The following is a 15,769-nucleotide window of genomic DNA, read 5'->3' as shown; positions in this document are numbered from 1 at the left end:
GTATTCTGGGAGCTTATTTTGCTACTTTTGTACAAAGTCGAGCTCAGAGAGTGCCTGATTCTCATGATCATCGCCTGCAGCCCGGCTGAGTTTCCGCACCGGCGGTGCTCACGAGTCCATAGTATGGTGGTGCAGCAGGGGCGCGAAAGCGCCCCTGCTGCACCACCATACCAAACCAATGCGGCTGCGCAGCGGACGCGCGTGCGGGAGCACTCATGTGCCCCCAGAGTGACGAGAGTCAGACACATTCTCAGCGAGATATGAAAATGGCGTAAAATTTGTGACATATACTGCAAGGAGTTACATATATCATTGACCTAACAAAGATGAGTGACTACAATAAAAAGGTAAAAGGTGATCAATATACAAAAAAGAAGGTATCGTTGTGCAAGACAATCCCCACCAGATCTCTCCCCGGTCATTAGACCTGGATGAGCAGATCGTTGACGGTCGGCGCATTATCGCCAATGTCCCTTATTTATTGCCCAAGGACCTGGGCGAGGTCAATCGATTAGACTTTCAACACTATATGCTGCGCTACGCGATGCGGAGCAACCATCTCGCGCCGCTGCAGCAGCCGAAGAGCATCCTGGATGTGGCCTGCGGCACGGGACGCTGGGCGCAGGAGATGGCCGCCGAATTTCCACAGGCCCAGGTCTGCGGGCTGGACCTGCAAGTGCCGGGTCAGGACACGGGACACAAGGTCGCCTTTCCCGCTAACTGCTCGTTTGTGCAGGGCAACGTCATGGAGGGCCTGCCCTTTCCCACAGCCAGCTTTGATTATGTCCATCAGCGCCTGCTGACCGTGGCCTTGCCGGCCGCGCAGTGGCCGCTGCTGCTGCACGAGCTGGTGCGCGTGACGAAACCCGGCGGCTGGATCGAACTGGTGGAGGTCGACCTTGAGATGCTGCCCGCCGGCCCGGCCATGGCGCAGCTGTATCAATGGGCATTGCTAGCCTGCAAGCAACGCGGCATCGATCCCACGATTTCACGCAACCTGGTCGGGCTCCTGACCCACGCGGGCGCGCGCTACTGCCAGGGACGAGTGATCGACATCCCGGTCGGGAAATGGGGAGGGCGCCTGGGACAGATGAATCTGACCGATATGAACGCCATCGCAGGCGCCATGCGCTCATTCATTACTCAGCTCGCCCATATCAGCCCGCAGGATTACGACGAAGCGATCGCGCATTCACAGCGTGAGTATGAGCAGATGCATACCAGAGTCAACTTCTATGCCATCGTCGGGCAGCATCCCTGAGGCGCTCCCCAAACAAGGTGCTGCTGGCGCGCCTCCTAAATGCAGAGGAGAACGCCAGCTATGCCACCAGAGCCTGTTGATCCCTAAGGGTAATGGAAAACCTGCCGGACCTAGCCTCTCGGACCCGGAGGTGGGCAGGTGCCGGTTTCAAGCCAGCTGGTAAGATCAGCGAGATGGGCGCTCCAGCCCTTGTTCACGCTGGTATAGTAGCGATCCCAGTCCTCACCCGTGCCGATATCCGTGTGGGTGAGGTGGAGGCGGGTACCACCGTCTTCCCCGGTCAGTTCAAAAGCGATCGTGGTGGGGGCAGGCCCGAAGGTCTCCCAGGTGTAGCTGAGGCGATGGGGTGGCTCAAGCACCAGAATCTTGCCGACCTCGAACGAGCCCGGCTGCCACGAGAATCTGATCGTGCCGCCGGGGCGCAGATCAAGCTCGGCCTTGACCAGAAACCAGCGCTCAAGATCTTCTCTGGTTGTCAAGGCCCGGAAGACGCGTTCAGGCGAAGCTTTAATAAACAACTCTTTTTCAAGTATACGGCCGCCCGGATGTATTTGCTCCATGATCGTGTGTTATCCTTTCTCATCAGTCTCTTCTTCAGCCAGGGAACGCAGCAGATCAAGTCGGGTATCCCAGGAGGTTGAGAACTGTTTCCAGAGATCGTCCCCTTCCGGCAGCGTGTTGATCAGTGTGGTCAGCACACGATAAAAGGAGGCAACCTCGTCAGAGGAATGATGGGACACAAGCTCCTGATGCAGCGCGCCTTCCCAGCGAGCCAGCACCGGGACCAGTTCGTCCTGAGACCTGCGCCCCTTCTCGGTCAGCCAGACGCGCACAACGCGCCGATCAGAATCGTTGCGCTTGCGCTCTACGAGGCCGGCTTTCTCCAATTGATCGACGAGCCAGGTGGTTGAGGTGGCATCAAGCTGGGCGCGTATCCCGAGATCGCGTGAGGGCAACCCATCCTCGAACCACAGCTGGCGCAGGAGAAAGAACTGCGAAGGCGTCAGAGCATGATCCGCCAGCGCCTGGGTGTAGAATTTCGCCAGCTTGCGTGCCGCCGCTCCCAGCGCAAAACCTAACGGCTCCTCATTGTGACCTCTTTCCATAGTACATGTCCTCCTAATACAAATCATTCTTATTAAAAACAATTTATTTGTCAAGAGGAAATCAGCTTGAATTGATACATCTATGGGTGTGCATGCTCTAGTCTGCGCTTCTCTCGGCCGTGAACCAGAAGAAAGGCTGGATTACTCGCAGACGTGTCGCGTTTCCTTGCTCATCTGGCTTCTCAAAATGGACCTCCGTATCCCTATCATCGGCCCGGTAGAAGCTCGTTTCACTCAGAGGCACAAGCGCGTATTTGGACCATCCATCAAGATAGAGTGTCTGTTCTTCCTCTTTCACCTCCACTGTTCCAAACACACCGCTGTAGCTTCCGATCACGTTTCTCTTTGTCTCTGGACTGCATGAAACTGGTGTACGACGAGGCGCTGGAAGGTCAAGCACAAGGTGACTCAACTGACGAGCAAGTCCACTTGCATCAAAGCCATCTCGATTGGAGAGAATAACTATTGTGACGCCGTCTTCAGGAAAGCGTCCAAAAAAGCTTGAGAAGCCGGGTACGCCCCCTGCATGGCACATAAAAGGATGGCGACGATATTGGCCAATTCCCCATCCAAGACCATAGTTCTCTGTATCTCCAGTAGCCAGTTGGACCGGTGCATACATACGGTCCTGTGTCATACGATCAAGCAAACGCTCCTCGCGGAGCGCGGTATCCCAAAGGAGCAGGTCTTCCAGGGTCGATCCTAATCCTCCTGCTGCGTACTTCGCTGCTGCTGTAATGAAGCGGGCGTGGTGATATCCCTGTTCCGTGTGTGTATAGCCACTCGCACGAGAGGGAATAATAGGTTCAGGACTCAGATAGTACGAATGCGTCATGCCCAAGGGGGCAAAGATGAGTCGTTGCATCACCTCCGCATAGCTCATGTCTAAGAGTCTCTCCAGTATGCGACCAAGCAGAACGTAGCCTGAATTGCTGTAGCTATACTTTGTGCCCGGTAAAAAGTCGGAAGGAAGCTCTTTGAAGAGTGCGATGACCTCATCAGCAGAGTTTACGGCGTGTGCATGCTTGTCCCAAAACTTCGGCTGTGTGACAAAGTTAGGAATACCAGAGGTATGTGTCAGAAGATGCCTGAGCGTTACCGTATGTTGGGAGATCGGGTAAGCAGGGAGGTAGTGCTGAATCGGATCGTCAAGACGGAGTTTTCCTTGCTTCTCTAGCAGCATGATTGCTGTTGCTGTAAAGGGCTTGGTAAGCGATCCAAGGCCAAAGACAGTGCGGGGCGTCACAGGTTGTCCCCATTCCAGATTGGCCATCCCGTAACCCTGACAGTGAACAATGTGGTCCTCTTTGAGAAGAGCTATCGCGACTCCTGGCTCCTGTGAACCAATCTGGGCATGGAGAAGCGCGTCAATCTTAGTGCTGATCATCCGTTCCTCTTTTCCTCTGCGTGATTGTCAACAACAACCTAATCCATTGAAGAGCGTACAATCCCCAGAGACGCTAGAAGCGCTTCTGAGGATAGAACGCAGATGAGTATAGCAGAAAGGACTGACGCGCACATTGGCCTTTCGCACGGTTTATTTGTAGACACAACGATGTATACTAGAGATAGAAGAAGTGTTTTCCAATTCCCCCGTCTCTTTCCCAGAATGCTAGAGCTTATCTATTCATTCCTGAATGTCTTGACCAGCGCTCTAGAAAGTATAGTCGCCGTTGTGGGCGTCTTCCAGGTAGCGGGCCAGCAGGTTGATGCTGGCTTCCAGGTCGGATTGCTGGATCATTTCGTTGACGGTATGGACGTAGCGGGTGGGCGTCGAGAGCGTGATGGTGGGGGAGCCTTCGCGTACGCGCTGCATCGCGCCCGCATCGGTCCCGCCGCGTGGCAGCACTTCGAGTTGATAGCGGATGTTGTGCTGCTCCGCCACGTCGCGGAAGTGCCGCACCAGCTTGTGGTTGGAGATGTGCGACGAGTCGAAGACCTTGATGGCGGTGCCATCGCCCAGTCGGGTGACGGCGTCCTGATCGGCGCCTCCGGGGATGTCATTGGCCAGCGTGATATCCAGCGCCACGCTCACGTCCGGCTGCACCTGGTAGGTGGCGGTACCGGCTCCACGTAGACCCACCTCTTCCTGAACTGTGGCGACGGCGAAAATAGTGACCTCGTGGTGCCGCAGGGCGCGCAGGGCTTCGAGCATCACAAACAGGCTGGCACGATCATCCAGTGACTTGCTGACGACCATGTCGCCAACGACCTCCAGCGTGCGATCCATGGTGATCATATCGCCCACCTCTACGTTCGCGCGCACCTGCTCGTTTGATAGACCGAGATCGATGAAGAGGTCATCGAGCTTCAGTGCCGCCGCTTGCTCGGCGCCCAGCAGATGGATAGGCTTGCTCGATGGCATCAGCACGCCCCGCAGAGTCTGGCCCGCGAAGCCGTGGACCAGGACGCGCTGCGCGACGAGCACGCGGGCATCAAAGCCGCCCACCGGCTGAATGCGGATGAAGCCTTTGTTATCAATATGCTTGACGATGAAGCCAATTTCATCCATATGCGCGGCCAGCATGACGCGGCGCTCGCTGCTGCCTCGCTTGACAGCGATGATATTGCCCAACCGGTCAACGCTGACCTCGTCGGTCAGGGCGCGCAATTCCTCCAGGATCAGGGCGCGCACCTGGTCTTCACGTCCCGAAATACCAGGGGTCTCGGCGATCTTTTTCAGCAGTTCAATGTTGAGTGACATTCTTCTCTTCCTCTTCCTTGCTATCTCGCTGTATCGCTGTGCAGGACACAGGCGTGGTGTTTGGGTTCTTGACATTCATATTCCTTACCCACTGGTTTTACACCACCAGCGAACATTTGTCCAGCCCGCATGTACGCCTGGAAGCCATCTCACCCGGACGAAGAGGATTAAACGCAGAGATGCTTCCGCTCCCAATCCAGCCACGCATCGACAATGCCCGGGAGATCCGCGCTCCCCAGCCGTGGCTCTCCGCGCGATGAGATGGCAACGCCGAGATCCCAGGCGACACCGCGCAGATTCCCGATAATGCAGAATACCGCTACCACCTGCTCGTTAAGCCGGTCGAAAGGCCGAAGCGAGCGGTAACCGTCCAGCCATGCTTCAAAGAATGTCCGCGAAGAGCGTAAGATGGCATGCGGTTCGACGGCACGCCAGCATGTGCCCGCGCTATCGAAGTCGAAGACGGTTATCTCCTCGCCGTGGCGATGCACATTGTCGAGCGTGAGATCCATGTGGCAGACGCCGCGATCCAGGGCTGGATTGGCGATCACCCTTTTCAGGCGTTCGCCCAGCGCAGTCGCCTGCTCCCACCGCTGCGCCTCCTTTAGATGCCGGTTCATCCGCTGCAGTTGTTCGTCGATCAGGGTATGCGCATCGTAGCTCTCACGCGCCAACGCGGAGGTAAACGAATCAGCCACTCGATGAATGTGAGCGGCCGCTTTCCCCAGCAGGGCATAGGTGTCTTCTGCGCGTGCTGGCTTTTCACCCGCTGCCCATTCAAAAAGGACCGCCACGCGATCTCGTCCATCGACGCGCAATTCCTCCACGTAGCCATGCCTGCCGCGTACAGGACTGGCGATCGGAGCCCCATTGCGCATGAGATGGGTAACAAGATCCACCTCCCATTGAACTTCAGCCGGCGTCCGCTGCAGATGATATATCTTGAGGGCGAAGCGACCCGTGCGCGTGGTGAGCGCGATCACATCGTTAGTCGGCGTGTTGAGCGCTTCACAGGTGACAGCGCTCAGACCAAACTGATTTGCAATCTGTTGTTCAAGATCCATGGATTTCCTTCTAAAAAACCTATTCCTCATAAGTATAGAAGAGCGGAACGAGCGAGTACAGTGGCAAATGGGTGTCGGGTGTCATTCATGACCTATAATAGGGCCGCGTGAGCCAGAAAGCCCAGTCCCCGGTACTGGAAACGAGCTGCCCCAACCACAGCAGGGCATAATTACGGTTGCGCAGCAGCGCGCTCCTCATGCGCCCCCATCTTTCTAATCCGCCAGACGCGTGGCCATCAGCAGGCGGGCCGCGTGCGGCGGCATCTCTGTGAACGTGACCGTGCCCTCATACTGGCCAAGCTCTTCGCCGCTCCATAGATCGCTCAGGCGCCATCTGCCATCCAGGGGAACAACCAGGTCGCGCGGCCGATCATCCCGGTTGAAGAGGTAGAGCCTCTGGCCACCATCCACCTGGACGCGCCCGACACGCTGGCTCAGATCGTCGAAACTGGCGGCCTGGCCTATGAGAGGCAGCAGCTGCCTCAACACGCTCCACTGCTCGTCCGACAGATTCTCGACGCGATCTCCAGAGAGCAGCATGCCGCCGGAGGCCGCGATGGCGGTAGCGTGAAACTGGATCTCGTCGGGCGTCAGCTTGCTGCCTTTCTGATTGGTCAGCACGAGGCAATCGGGATCATTGATCCACAGGCGATCGTGCTGCCAGTTGCGCCAGAAGGTTTCGCGCGCGACGGTGGCCACGGTCGACCAGCGGCGGGCAATATCCCCCGAGACGCGCATGGCGTGGACCGTGCCGAGCGAGGGCCACAGCGGCGCGTTGCAACCCAGCAGCAGGCTGTCATCGCCCGCGCCCCGCAGAACCGCTGCCATCCCCTGCCGGTAGGCCTCGACACGCGTGGCCATCTGATCGTGACGTCGTCCTCCCGGCAAGGCGCCCCAGGTGAGGGCGTCAAGCTTGAAGTAGTGGCAGCCCCATTCCTCGCGCATGGTACGAAAGACGTGCTCCAGGTAGTCCTGCACGCCGGGATGGGTACCGTCCAGCATATACCAGGGAGGATTACGCCAACCACCAAACGAGATGGCGGCGGACGAGAGGGGCTGGTCCTTATCATCCTGGATAAACCAGTCGGGATGCTCCTTGAGCAGCTGCGAATCCTGCTCGGCGATAAAGGGGGCGACCCAGATGGCGGGCTCGAATCCCTGGTCGCGAATCTCGTGGCACAGCGTCTGGATGCCGCGTGGAAAGCGCGTGCCCGGCGTCAGCCAATCGCCCAGATAGCGTTGATAGCCATCGTCAATTTGAATGTACTTCAGCTCGGGCAACGCTTTCCCGATCGTACCCATCGCCGCCTGGATGTTCTGCTCGCTGACCGCGGGCCCATAGCCATACCAGGAGCACCAGCCGGTGGGGATCTCCGGCCAGGTCAGGCGTGGATGGTTGTGCTGGATGCGCTCCGCCAGCCGTTCCAGCAGCGCATCACAATTCTCATCCTGGGCGAACATCAACTCCTCCAGGGTCCAGCTCTCTCCGGGTTGCAACGTGAGACTCTCGGTGTCCAGCACCACCTCAAAAGAATCGGGATTGATGCGGAAGAGACCACTGAAGCGGCGACAGGATGTGAAGGCCAGCAGCAGGTAGTGGGTCGACACCAGTTGTAGGGTCAGCAGATTATAGACGGTGAAGAATGGCGACCGCTGCTCAAGTTTGTAGTGCTCGTGGTCGTTATAGCTGCCGATGGATTCCGGCATCCTCAGGCTACCACTGGTCTGCGACAACATCTGGTAGCCCTCGGCATACCACGGGCAATCAAAGGCCAGATCGAAGTCCCCATGAAATAAGACCACCTCGCGCACGCGCACAGGGCTGGCATTGAGATTGGTCAGCGTCGGCTGGCAGACATCTCCCTGCCAGCTCCGGGACAGCCGCACGTTGTCTGTCAGCTCCATATCACTTCCCGGCTCAAGCCGCACGCTACCCGGCATCTCGCGCAAGAATAGAATTGCCATCACCCCTCCTTGGTCCATCGCTATCTATCTCTCAATCACAAATTCGTTAGATCTCTACACCGACACGATCATTGATCTCCAGCAGATGCTCCCACTGGTGTTCCAACATACGCCGCATCACCTTGCTGGCAGTCTTAATCTGCTGGCCATGCGTTGACTGCCGCGCCTGCTCCTCCACCGGCCAGGCGCGGATCGCCTCCAGTTCACGCACCCGCACGAACGCCATCCAGGCCAGCAGCTCGCCGCGCCCCATCGTCTCCACCGGGCCGGGTCCCTTCACCCCGTCCAGCTTGCCAAAGTAGCCCCGGATGTACTGGTACTCGGCCCCGAAGATATGCTGCAGGATCGAGCGAATGCTGCGTCCCTTCTCAGGCTGCGCCATCCACTGCTCGTCACTCAGCCCGTTCACCAGCTCCAGCAGTTCCGCGCGCATACATTCAGCGCACTGGATAGAGCGCTCGCGCTTCTCGGCCGTCAGCGGCTCCAGATCCGTCGGAACCAGCAGAGCGGGATCGCCGTTGCCCAACCACGATCCCTCCATGATATGCTGCGCCACCTCGATCTGTATCTCATCCTCCAAACACTCAACCACTACCCCATGTTTCTTGAGCAGTTCTCTATAATGCCGAATCACCGCAGGCGTGCGCCGCAGCGCCTCATCGGTCGTCGGACCCGTCACCACGCAGCCCGGCAAATCAACCACATGCACCATCGTCTTCTTCTTCTGCGGCCCCGACTCCAGATACAATCGATAGACCATCAACACACCCATTTCTAAACAGCTCTAAAGTGATCAATACATATGTTCTAAACTGTACCTATATGGTGCGCCCATGTCAAGTATGTAACGAACATCTCAGGCAAATATCGCAAATGAAATGCATATATAACGGCAACCCCATGATATTTAATAAAATAAGAAGGGATAAAAAATCGTTTGCCAGAATACGAAAACGTATCCCGTAGGCGGCATAGGATTGCGGTCTTTTCGAGACGCTGGCTGGCCAACCAGGCAGCAATCCGGCCTCGTGCATGCCGCCCTGTTGGCGTACGACACGTTGGCTTATGCACGGTCATCGTTCTTTGAGACGAATTCGTACGTGAACGGACGCGGCATGCACGAGGCCGGATTGCTGCGTTTCATGCGGCCTGCGTGTCAGTCAGGGCGCAATCCTATGCCGCCTACGGGGATGCGTTTTCGTGTTCGCCCAACATACTCTACAATGGCTCGTTAGATGGCGACAATATATCCCCGTTTTATTTATTCGCCTGGCCGCTTGCGGCCATTATGCGGATGGAGAGAAGGTCACGGGGCGGATGGGTTTGAGGTTCGCCTCGATCTCCTTGCGATACGGCTCCAGGAAGGGCGGCAGCGCCAGCAGCTCGCCCAGGTGCTCGGGATCTTCGTCTCCGGTGAAGCCGGGTCCGTCGGTCGAGACCTCGAACAGGACGCCGTTGGGCTCACGGAAGTAGATGGCGTGGAAGTAGTAGCGCTCGATGACCGGGGTGACGTTGCGAACGACTTCGGCGATGCGGGCGCGCCACTGTTCGTGCTCTTCATTGTTGGGGGTGCGGAAGGCGACATGGTGCACGCCACCGATGCCGGGACTACCCCGACGCAGAGCGGGACGCACGTCCAGATGCACCTCGGCACCGGGTCCACCAGGGCCAACCTCAAAGACCTCAACGGTGCTCTGCTCCTCGGACTGGTAGCTGTATGCTGGGCGGAAGCCCATGGTCCCGGTCAGCAGCCTGATGGTTGGGGCCGCGTCGCGCACCAGCAGGCGCACGCCGTACAGTCCATGGATGCCCATCTCGGTCGGAACGGGGCTCTTGGCCCAGGGCTTGCCGTCCATGCGACCCTCATCGTCGACCAGCTCCAGGCGCTGCCCCTCGGGATCGCGGAAGGCCAGGTAGGCTTTCTTCGCCTCGCCGCGCTCCTGAATGCCATCGTGTGACACGCCAAATTCATCAAGGCGCTTGACCCACCACGCGAGCGCCTCGCGCCCGGTCACGCCCAGCATGATCGCCGAAATGGTACCTACGCCGGGACGATTGGGGCCCGACTGCGGCCAATCAAAGAAGGTCAATTCGGTACCAGCATGCCCGATCTCGTCGCCGTAGAACAGGTGATAGGCCGATACGTCGTCCTGGTTGACGGTCTTCTTGACGAGGCGCATACCCAGCACCTGGGTGTAAAAAGCGACATTCTGCGAAACGTTGCCAGTGATGGCGCTGATGTGATGGAGTCCACCTAATTGCATAATCATTATCCCTTGCGAATACCTGTGACTGACTGACTACCCCTTATCGGTTTAGCTCTAAACTTACAAACAAAAAAAAGAAGAGGATTAATCCAGCGAGTGATCTAGCTTGCGCAGAAGCGTCAGCAGCTGGTTAACCTCGGCGGGCGTGAGACCCTGGAACTGGCGCGCTACCAGATCTTCCTGCGCGGGCACGACGCGCTCATAGAGCTCCTGCCCTTTGGCGGTCAGGCTCAAGCAGTTGCTGCGCCGCTCCTGGCTGCGCGTCAGCAGTCCCTGCTTCTCCATGCGGCTCAGCAGCTGAGAGACGTTCCCCTTGGTGACCAGCAGCTTATCCGCCAGCTCCTGCTGCGTGATCCCTTTGGCCGCGCCCACCTGGGCCAGGATATCGAACTGGGCCGTACTCAATCCCCACGCCCGCAGGTGCACATCCGACGCGCGCCCAATCTTCTGGAAGACGCGCGACAATCGCAGCCAGGCAAATACCGCCGATCGAAGCATCTCATCTCATCCCCTTTCATTACTGCCCTAAGTTTAGCACTAAACTTATACGGTGTCAAGGCAGGAAATGAAAAGTAAGGCTGGACATGTGCAAGCCATCAACTTCTATCACCCACTTCTGCTATTTACGGTCCGATTTGTTGCCAGCGTGCGGAGGATCTGGTACAGTCTTTCTTGGCTCAAACAATGGCAGCGTTTCATTATTTTTGCACAGCGTTGCTAACGATATTATCTCTACCTAGAACCTGGAAGGGGGATATGGTGATCGGGCGTATCTTTTCTCTGCTGGTCGCCGCGCGGGCTCTATCTGGAATCGCCGGGCCGGGAACGTTGGTGATAAAAGCGCGTGGGCTCCTGCGGTCTGGCATCAATAGCTTCTTCCTGGTCGGTCTGCTGACGTTGTTGGCGACCGCGCTGGTGGGGACGCTGCAGTCGTATCGTTCGTGGCGCCGACAGGAGCTGCGTCGCATCCGCAGCAATGGCCTGGTGGCGCACACCAGCGCCGGACCCGTCGAGTACCAGGTCAGCGGTCAGGGAGCGGCGGTTATCTACGCCCACGGGACGCCCGGCGGCTACGATCAGGGACTGGCCTTCGCGCAGTTTTTCGATCCCGAGCAGTGCATGCTGATCTCTCCTTCGCGACCAGGCTACCTGGGCACGCCGCAGAGCTCGGGCGCCTCACCGGAACAGCAGGCGGATATGTACGCGGCCCTGCTCGACGAACTCGGTATCGAGCAGGCGAGCGTGATCGGATTCTCAGGCGGGGGACCTTCAGCGATCCAGTTCGCCCTGCGCCATCCCGAGCGCTGCCGCAGCCTGGTGATGATCGGGGCCATCGTGCAGCGCTACTGTCCCGCCGAGAGCCTGCTGTTGCTGCCCCCATGGAAACGCTATCTGCTGCAGCGGGTCGAGCATCTGCTGGTCTCCGACCTCTTCCTCTACTGCATCCTGCCCTTCATCCGCCTGCTGCCGATGGGGCACGTGATGGCCGGCATGCTCTGTTCTGGGACCATCTATCACCTGCGCGAGGCGGGCTATCACAATGATCAGCATCACTTCGCGGCCATCGAGCAGTATCCGCTCGCGCGGATTAAGGTCCCCACCCTGATCGTCCACGGCACCGATGATGAGGATGTGCCCTTCGAGGACGCCCGACTGATGGCGCGCTTAATTCCGCGCGTCACGCTGGTCGCGCTCAACAAAGGCAACCATGCCTCCTTCTTCATCCGTGCCCGCACCGTTATCCCGATCATCCAGCGCTTCCTGACCCGACCCCATACTGATCCAGCCATGTTGAAAACGCCAGAGCCTGTCTGCGGAGGTGAAAGCGCTGGAGGGCTGCAAACAACGGCTATGGAAGTCAGGTGTATCCAATAAAAAAAGATTTTACCAGTTTTCATGTGGAATAGGCGCATATACATACAAGCATGCAGGCGCGTGCCTGGCACACGTGCGCTTCAAGAGGTCATTTGAGGTGGAGACATGAATAACGCGCAACAGGTACAGACAGGCTTCGTCGAGAGCAATGGCACCTGGATCTATTACGAGATGCTGGGCCAGGGACATCCGCTGGTGCTGCTGCACGGTGGTTATATGGATCGACGCATGTGGGATGATCAATTTTATGTGCTGGCCCAACGCTACCATGTGATCCGCTATGATATTCGCGGCTTCGGCAAATCGGATCTGCCCCAGCACCCCTATGCCGACCGGGACGACCTCTACGCTCTGCTCAACTTTCTCGGCATTCAGCGCACCTACTTGCTCGGCCTCTCCCTGGGGGGCGAGATCGCCCTGGATTTTACGCTTGAGCATCCCACGATGGTGGATGCGCTGATCCTGGTCGGCTCGCCCGTCTCGGGCTATCCACACGAGGTAATGTTCACCCAGGAACAGCTGCAGACCGTAATCCAGCAATGGATGCCATTCGAGCAGGCGATCCAGGATCGCAACCGTCCCAGGATGGTCGAGTGCCTGATGGCTCATCCCACGCTGGTACCATCCCGCGCCTATCCAGAAGCACGGCAGCGGGTGCGACAATATCTCTCTGAATATTCGTTCGCCTGGATACTGGATCCAGCTCCACGCCAGGACCTGGACCCCCCGGCCTACGGACGGCTGGGCGAGGTCCACATCCCCACCCTGATCATCGTGGGGGCCGACGACCACTTCCAGCTTCATAAGAGCGCCGACAAGCTGGTCCAGGACATTCCCGGCGCCCGGCGCGTCGAGATCCCCGACACCCATCACATGCCCAACATGGAGAAACCCACCGCATTCAACCAGATCGTGCTCGACTTCCTGCGCACCCTCCCGTAGGTTCGGCCCTCGCGGCCGAGTTCTCCTCGTCGCATGAATATGCATCTCACATTCATTTCCCTTGTCCTGGCGTTCAAGGGACAGTTGAATGTATTGGGTCTCGCGCCCATTATGATGGCCAGCCAACTCCGGGCACCGAAACATTGGCTATAAGAATCTTTCCGGTGCGCTCCTGGTCCATCATGTGCTCAAAGCCGTGCCACTCGGCGGCCAACATAAATAGCGTCCGTTTATCCTGGCCGCCAAGCATGCAGGCAAAGCAGCCCCGGTCAAGCTGGATGCGCTGCAGAACTTCACCGCCCTTTTTGACGCGTACGCAGCACATGCCGGGAACGGTGGCGTACCAGACGGCGCCTTCGGAGTCGAGACAGATGCCGTCGGGAGCGAGTCCTGCGAGATCAGCCCAGACGCGCCGTCGCGATAGATTGCCGTCGGCGTTGATGTCGAAGGCAGTAAGGCAGGTGGCATGGGACTCGGCTACGATCAGCGTTTTGTTGTCGGGCGTCACAGCCATGCCATTGGGGAAGGCGAGCCCCTCGGCCACCTGGCGCACCGTTCCATCCGGCGTGATCACCGCGATCACACCGGGAGCGTCGAAGCCGCCACCGTTGACGTAGATGTTGCCGCGCCCATCCACCACAATCTCGTTCCAGATGGGAGCAAGGTGAGAGAGCGTGGCGTGCGTCACCAGTTCTCCACCGGATTCCTGGCGCAGCAGCAGCCCTTCGCGTCCCGAGACCACGAGCAGGCGGCCATCATGCAGCCAATCGATGCAGAAGGGGAGCGCGGTCGGCACGCGGGCGACAACCTTGCTCTTGCCCTGCGGGTCAATGGCAATAATCTCATCAGTTCCCCAATGGGAGAACCACAAACGGCCCTGGTGCCAGCGCGGCGATTCGCCGAATGCCAGCCCGCTCAGCAGAACCTGCGTATCAGACATGCTGCGGCCTCCCTTTCCTTAAGCGTTTTGCTCCAGGTTCAATTGCCAGGAAACGCCGTACCTGTCGGCCACCCAGCCAAACTTGCCGATACCAGGATACTCCCCGAGTGGCATAAGCACCTGACCGTCCTGAGAGAGCCGGGCAAAGTGGCGCTCGATCTCCTCGTCGGTCATACAGGTGACATACAAAGAGATGGCCGGGGTAAAGGTAAACTGGTGCTTGACGTTGCTATCGATGCACATGAATACCTGTCCGTACAGTGAAAAGGTCGCGAGCATGACGCTTCCCTCGTCGCCCGCCTCACCGGGACCATAGCGCCGGATGCTCAGGATCTCCGCCTGCTCAAAGATAGAGATGTAGTAATTCATGGCCTCTTCGGCCTGGCCTTCGAACATCAAAAAGGTGGTGATGCGTTGCTTTGTATCGGCCATCGCCGGTGCTTCCCTTCCTTCGTATATGACTATGTGTTGGGCTTTAAGAGTGTTGCATGCTCATCTTACTGGTGCGCTTGAGCGCCCCCGCACGGGCGTCCGCTGGCGCGGACGCCCTGATTTTGGGTGGTGTCACCGGGGCGCGCATGCGCGCCCCGGTGACATCAGCACATGAGAGTAACCAGTGCTCAAAGAGTTATTATTAGCGTATCACCTCAAGCGGGACAAAACTTCTTCTATCTTGCTCTTTTTAGGTGATGCAGAGCGGGGCTCTACGTCTATAAGAAATCACTAGAGGTTGGCGCGCGACTTCCATTTGTTGGTCCAGCGGCGGGCGGGGGCGAGGGCGTGCGGTTGTTGCTGATAGCGTGGCGCCCGGTCGCGCTGGAGCACTGTGCCGGACCAGGCATAGAAGGCGGCTATATCGTTGAGGCGGCCGCCAGCGCGCTGATAGCCGACGCGCCAGGCCAGGGAGAAGAGTCCCAGGGCCAGCCATTGGATGAGAGGGCGGCGTACCAGGGGATCGAGGCGCAGAATGGAGATGGTGCGGGCGGCATCGGCCCGTGGATCACCGGCGCGCGCGTTGGCCCAATCAACCACGCCGGTGATGCGCCTGCCATCTGTCAGGACGTTGAGTAGATGATAATCCAGGTGCAATAGCGCCTGCTTGCCCTGAGAGAGCGCACGCAGGCGATCCTGCAGAGCCTCTTCACCCTCGCAGCGCCAGCTAATCCATGACTCTGGCAGTTGCTTTAACAGCGCGGGGGCCTCCACCGCGTTAATGGCGGCCTGCGTACGCCCAAAGGCGATGCCCAACGGCCACAGGTGCCATGGCCGCGCCCGCAATTCATCCGCCAGCGTTCGTCCGGCTATCCAGCTTATCAACAGCGCCGGACGATCCTGCCAGGTTCCCATCCTATGCACGCGGGGCACCGGCAGACCCGCTGCGTGAGCGGCCTCCATCACCACCTGCTCGCGCTCGCACTCTTCGTATGCCCCCGGACGAAACACGCGCAGCGCGTATGTCTGCCCCTCGTGCTCCACCCGCCACATCGCCATATCGAATCCGCCAAGCAAAGGCGTGGCGACGGGCGTCCCATCGACACCCAGCGCCTGCAAAACCTCTAAAGCTGGCAGTTCCACTGTCTCCATACCTTACTCCTCCATATGTTCGGACCTCGCGTCCGATTTCTTCCTCTCCCCGCACAACCAT

General features: G+C 58.5%; 16 protein-coding genes. 4 read left to right on the top strand and 12 right to left on the bottom strand.

Going from position 1 to position 15,769, the window contains the following annotated elements; genetic code table 11:
* Positions 1-385 precede the first annotated feature (385 nt).
* Entirely contained in the window at positions 386-1,261 is an 876-nt protein-coding gene (locus KTT_RS23260; RefSeq protein WP_235845808.1) for a class I SAM-dependent methyltransferase, read from the top strand.
* A 110-nt stretch (positions 1,262-1,371) separates the two neighbouring features.
* On the opposite strand, the gene KTT_RS23255 is transcribed toward KTT_RS23260, so the two are convergent.
* From KTT_RS23255 to KTT_RS23215, 9 genes are all read right to left on the bottom strand, one after another.
* Positions 1,372-1,821, bottom strand: coding sequence for an SRPBCC family protein (locus KTT_RS23255; protein WP_126598731.1), 450 nt, complete (start codon positions 1,819-1,821; stop codon positions 1,372-1,374).
* Between the two features lie 9 nt (positions 1,822-1,830).
* Positions 1,831-2,367, bottom strand: coding sequence for a MarR family winged helix-turn-helix transcriptional regulator (locus KTT_RS23250; protein WP_160146074.1), 537 nt, complete (start codon positions 2,365-2,367; stop codon positions 1,831-1,833).
* 97 nt (positions 2,368-2,464) lie between these two features.
* Entirely contained in the window at positions 2,465-3,754 is a 1,290-nt protein-coding gene (locus KTT_RS23245) for a serine hydrolase domain-containing protein (protein WP_126598727.1), read from the bottom strand.
* A gap of 267 nt (positions 3,755-4,021) precedes the next feature.
* Positions 4,022-5,071: a M42 family metallopeptidase gene (locus KTT_RS23240; RefSeq protein ID WP_126598726.1), complete on the bottom strand. Its 1,050-nt coding sequence runs from the start codon at positions 5,069-5,071 to the stop codon at positions 4,022-4,024.
* Between the two features lie 167 nt (positions 5,072-5,238).
* The gene (locus KTT_RS23235; protein ID WP_160146073.1) at positions 5,239-6,135 is read right to left on the bottom strand and encodes a phosphotransferase enzyme family protein; all 897 of its coding nucleotides are present in this window, start codon (positions 6,133-6,135) and stop codon (positions 5,239-5,241) included.
* Positions 6,136-6,348: 213 nt separating this feature from the next.
* Positions 6,349-8,100 (bottom strand): glycoside hydrolase family 36 protein, encoded by a 1,752-nt coding sequence (locus tag KTT_RS23230; RefSeq protein ID WP_160146072.1) that lies wholly within the window; start codon positions 8,098-8,100, stop codon positions 6,349-6,351.
* A gap of 46 nt (positions 8,101-8,146) precedes the next feature.
* Positions 8,147-8,860 (bottom strand): DinB family protein, encoded by a 714-nt coding sequence (locus KTT_RS23225; protein ID WP_160146071.1) that lies wholly within the window; start codon positions 8,858-8,860, stop codon positions 8,147-8,149.
* 526 nt (positions 8,861-9,386) lie between these two features.
* Entirely contained in the window at positions 9,387-10,364 is a 978-nt protein-coding gene (locus tag KTT_RS23220) for a ring-cleaving dioxygenase (RefSeq protein WP_126598718.1), read from the bottom strand.
* A gap of 87 nt (positions 10,365-10,451) precedes the next feature.
* A complete protein-coding gene (locus KTT_RS23215) occupies positions 10,452-10,865 on the bottom strand; it encodes a MarR family winged helix-turn-helix transcriptional regulator (protein WP_126598716.1) in 414 nt (137 codons plus the stop codon).
* Positions 10,866-11,123: 258 nt separating this feature from the next.
* Between KTT_RS23215 and KTT_RS23210 the strand changes: the two genes are divergently transcribed.
* Positions 11,124-12,242 carry an alpha/beta fold hydrolase gene (locus KTT_RS23210; protein WP_160146070.1) on the top strand — a complete coding sequence of 373 codons (1,119 nt, stop codon included), beginning with the start codon at positions 11,124-11,126 and terminating at the stop codon, positions 12,240-12,242.
* 105 nt (positions 12,243-12,347) lie between these two features.
* A complete protein-coding gene (locus tag KTT_RS23205) occupies positions 12,348-13,184 on the top strand; it encodes an alpha/beta fold hydrolase (RefSeq protein ID WP_126598712.1) in 837 nt (278 codons plus the stop codon).
* A 109-nt stretch (positions 13,185-13,293) separates the two neighbouring features.
* Here KTT_RS23205 and KTT_RS23200 read toward each other — a convergent pair whose 3' ends face one another.
* Complete coding sequence (locus tag KTT_RS23200) at positions 13,294-14,124, bottom strand: SMP-30/gluconolactonase/LRE family protein (protein WP_126598710.1); 831 nt, start codon at positions 14,122-14,124, stop codon at positions 13,294-13,296.
* A gap of 18 nt (positions 14,125-14,142) precedes the next feature.
* The gene (locus tag KTT_RS23195; protein WP_126598708.1) at positions 14,143-14,556 is read right to left on the bottom strand and encodes a VOC family protein; all 414 of its coding nucleotides are present in this window, start codon (positions 14,554-14,556) and stop codon (positions 14,143-14,145) included.
* Positions 14,557-14,612: 56 nt separating this feature from the next.
* On the opposite strand from KTT_RS23195, the gene KTT_RS36255 reads away from it, so the two are divergent.
* A complete protein-coding gene (locus tag KTT_RS36255) occupies positions 14,613-14,762 on the top strand; it encodes a hypothetical protein (RefSeq protein ID WP_160146069.1) in 150 nt (49 codons plus the stop codon).
* Positions 14,763-14,847: 85 nt separating this feature from the next.
* Here KTT_RS36255 and KTT_RS23190 read toward each other — a convergent pair whose 3' ends face one another.
* Positions 14,848-15,708: a phosphotransferase family protein gene (locus KTT_RS23190; RefSeq protein WP_126598706.1), complete on the bottom strand. Its 861-nt coding sequence runs from the start codon at positions 15,706-15,708 to the stop codon at positions 14,848-14,850.
* Between the last annotated feature and the right edge of the window lie 61 nt (positions 15,709-15,769).

The sequence above is a fragment of the Dictyobacter aurantiacus genome (genome assembly GCF_003967515.1).
GTDB classification, from domain to species: Bacteria; Chloroflexota; Ktedonobacteria; order Ktedonobacterales; family Ktedonobacteraceae; genus Dictyobacter; species Dictyobacter aurantiacus.
This window is presented reverse-complemented; position numbering and strand designations above follow the sequence as displayed.

Bases quoted from the DNA above. Each gene is read 5' to 3' on its own strand.
- KTT_RS23240 (WP_126598726.1), bottom strand. From the start codon at position 5,071: ATGTCACTCAACATTGAACTGCTGAAAAAGATCGCCGAGACCCCTGGT.
- KTT_RS23235 (WP_160146073.1), bottom strand. From the start codon at position 6,135: ATGGATCTTGAACAACAGATTGCAAATCAGTTTGGTCTGAGCGCTGTC.
- KTT_RS23230 (WP_160146072.1), bottom strand. From the start codon at position 8,100: ATGGCAATTCTATTCTTGCGCGAGATGCCGGGTAGCGTGCGGCTTGAG.
- KTT_RS23205 (WP_126598712.1), top strand. From the start codon at position 12,348: ATGAATAACGCGCAACAGGTACAGACAGGCTTCGTCGAGAGCAATGGC.
- KTT_RS23195 (WP_126598708.1), bottom strand. From the start codon at position 14,556: ATGGCCGATACAAAGCAACGCATCACCACCTTTTTGATGTTCGAAGGC.
- KTT_RS36255 (WP_160146069.1), top strand. From the start codon at position 14,613: ATGCTCATCTTACTGGTGCGCTTGAGCGCCCCCGCACGGGCGTCCGCT.
- KTT_RS23250 (WP_160146074.1), bottom strand. From the start codon at position 2,367: ATGGAAAGAGGTCACAATGAGGAGCCGTTAGGTTTTGCGCTGGGAGCG.
- KTT_RS23255 (WP_126598731.1), bottom strand. From the start codon at position 1,821: ATGGAGCAAATACATCCGGGCGGCCGTATACTTGAAAAAGAGTTGTTT.
- KTT_RS23220 (WP_126598718.1), bottom strand. From the start codon at position 10,364: ATGCAATTAGGTGGACTCCATCACATCAGCGCCATCACTGGCAACGTT.
- KTT_RS23210 (WP_160146070.1), top strand. From the start codon at position 11,124: ATGGTGATCGGGCGTATCTTTTCTCTGCTGGTCGCCGCGCGGGCTCTA.
- KTT_RS23245 (WP_126598727.1), bottom strand. From the start codon at position 3,754: ATGATCAGCACTAAGATTGACGCGCTTCTCCATGCCCAGATTGGTTCA.
- KTT_RS23190 (WP_126598706.1), bottom strand. From the start codon at position 15,708: ATGGAGACAGTGGAACTGCCAGCTTTAGAGGTTTTGCAGGCGCTGGGT.
- KTT_RS23200 (WP_126598710.1), bottom strand. From the start codon at position 14,124: ATGTCTGATACGCAGGTTCTGCTGAGCGGGCTGGCATTCGGCGAATCG.
- KTT_RS23215 (WP_126598716.1), bottom strand. From the start codon at position 10,865: ATGCTTCGATCGGCGGTATTTGCCTGGCTGCGATTGTCGCGCGTCTTC.
- KTT_RS23225 (WP_160146071.1), bottom strand. From the start codon at position 8,860: ATGGTCTATCGATTGTATCTGGAGTCGGGGCCGCAGAAGAAGAAGACG.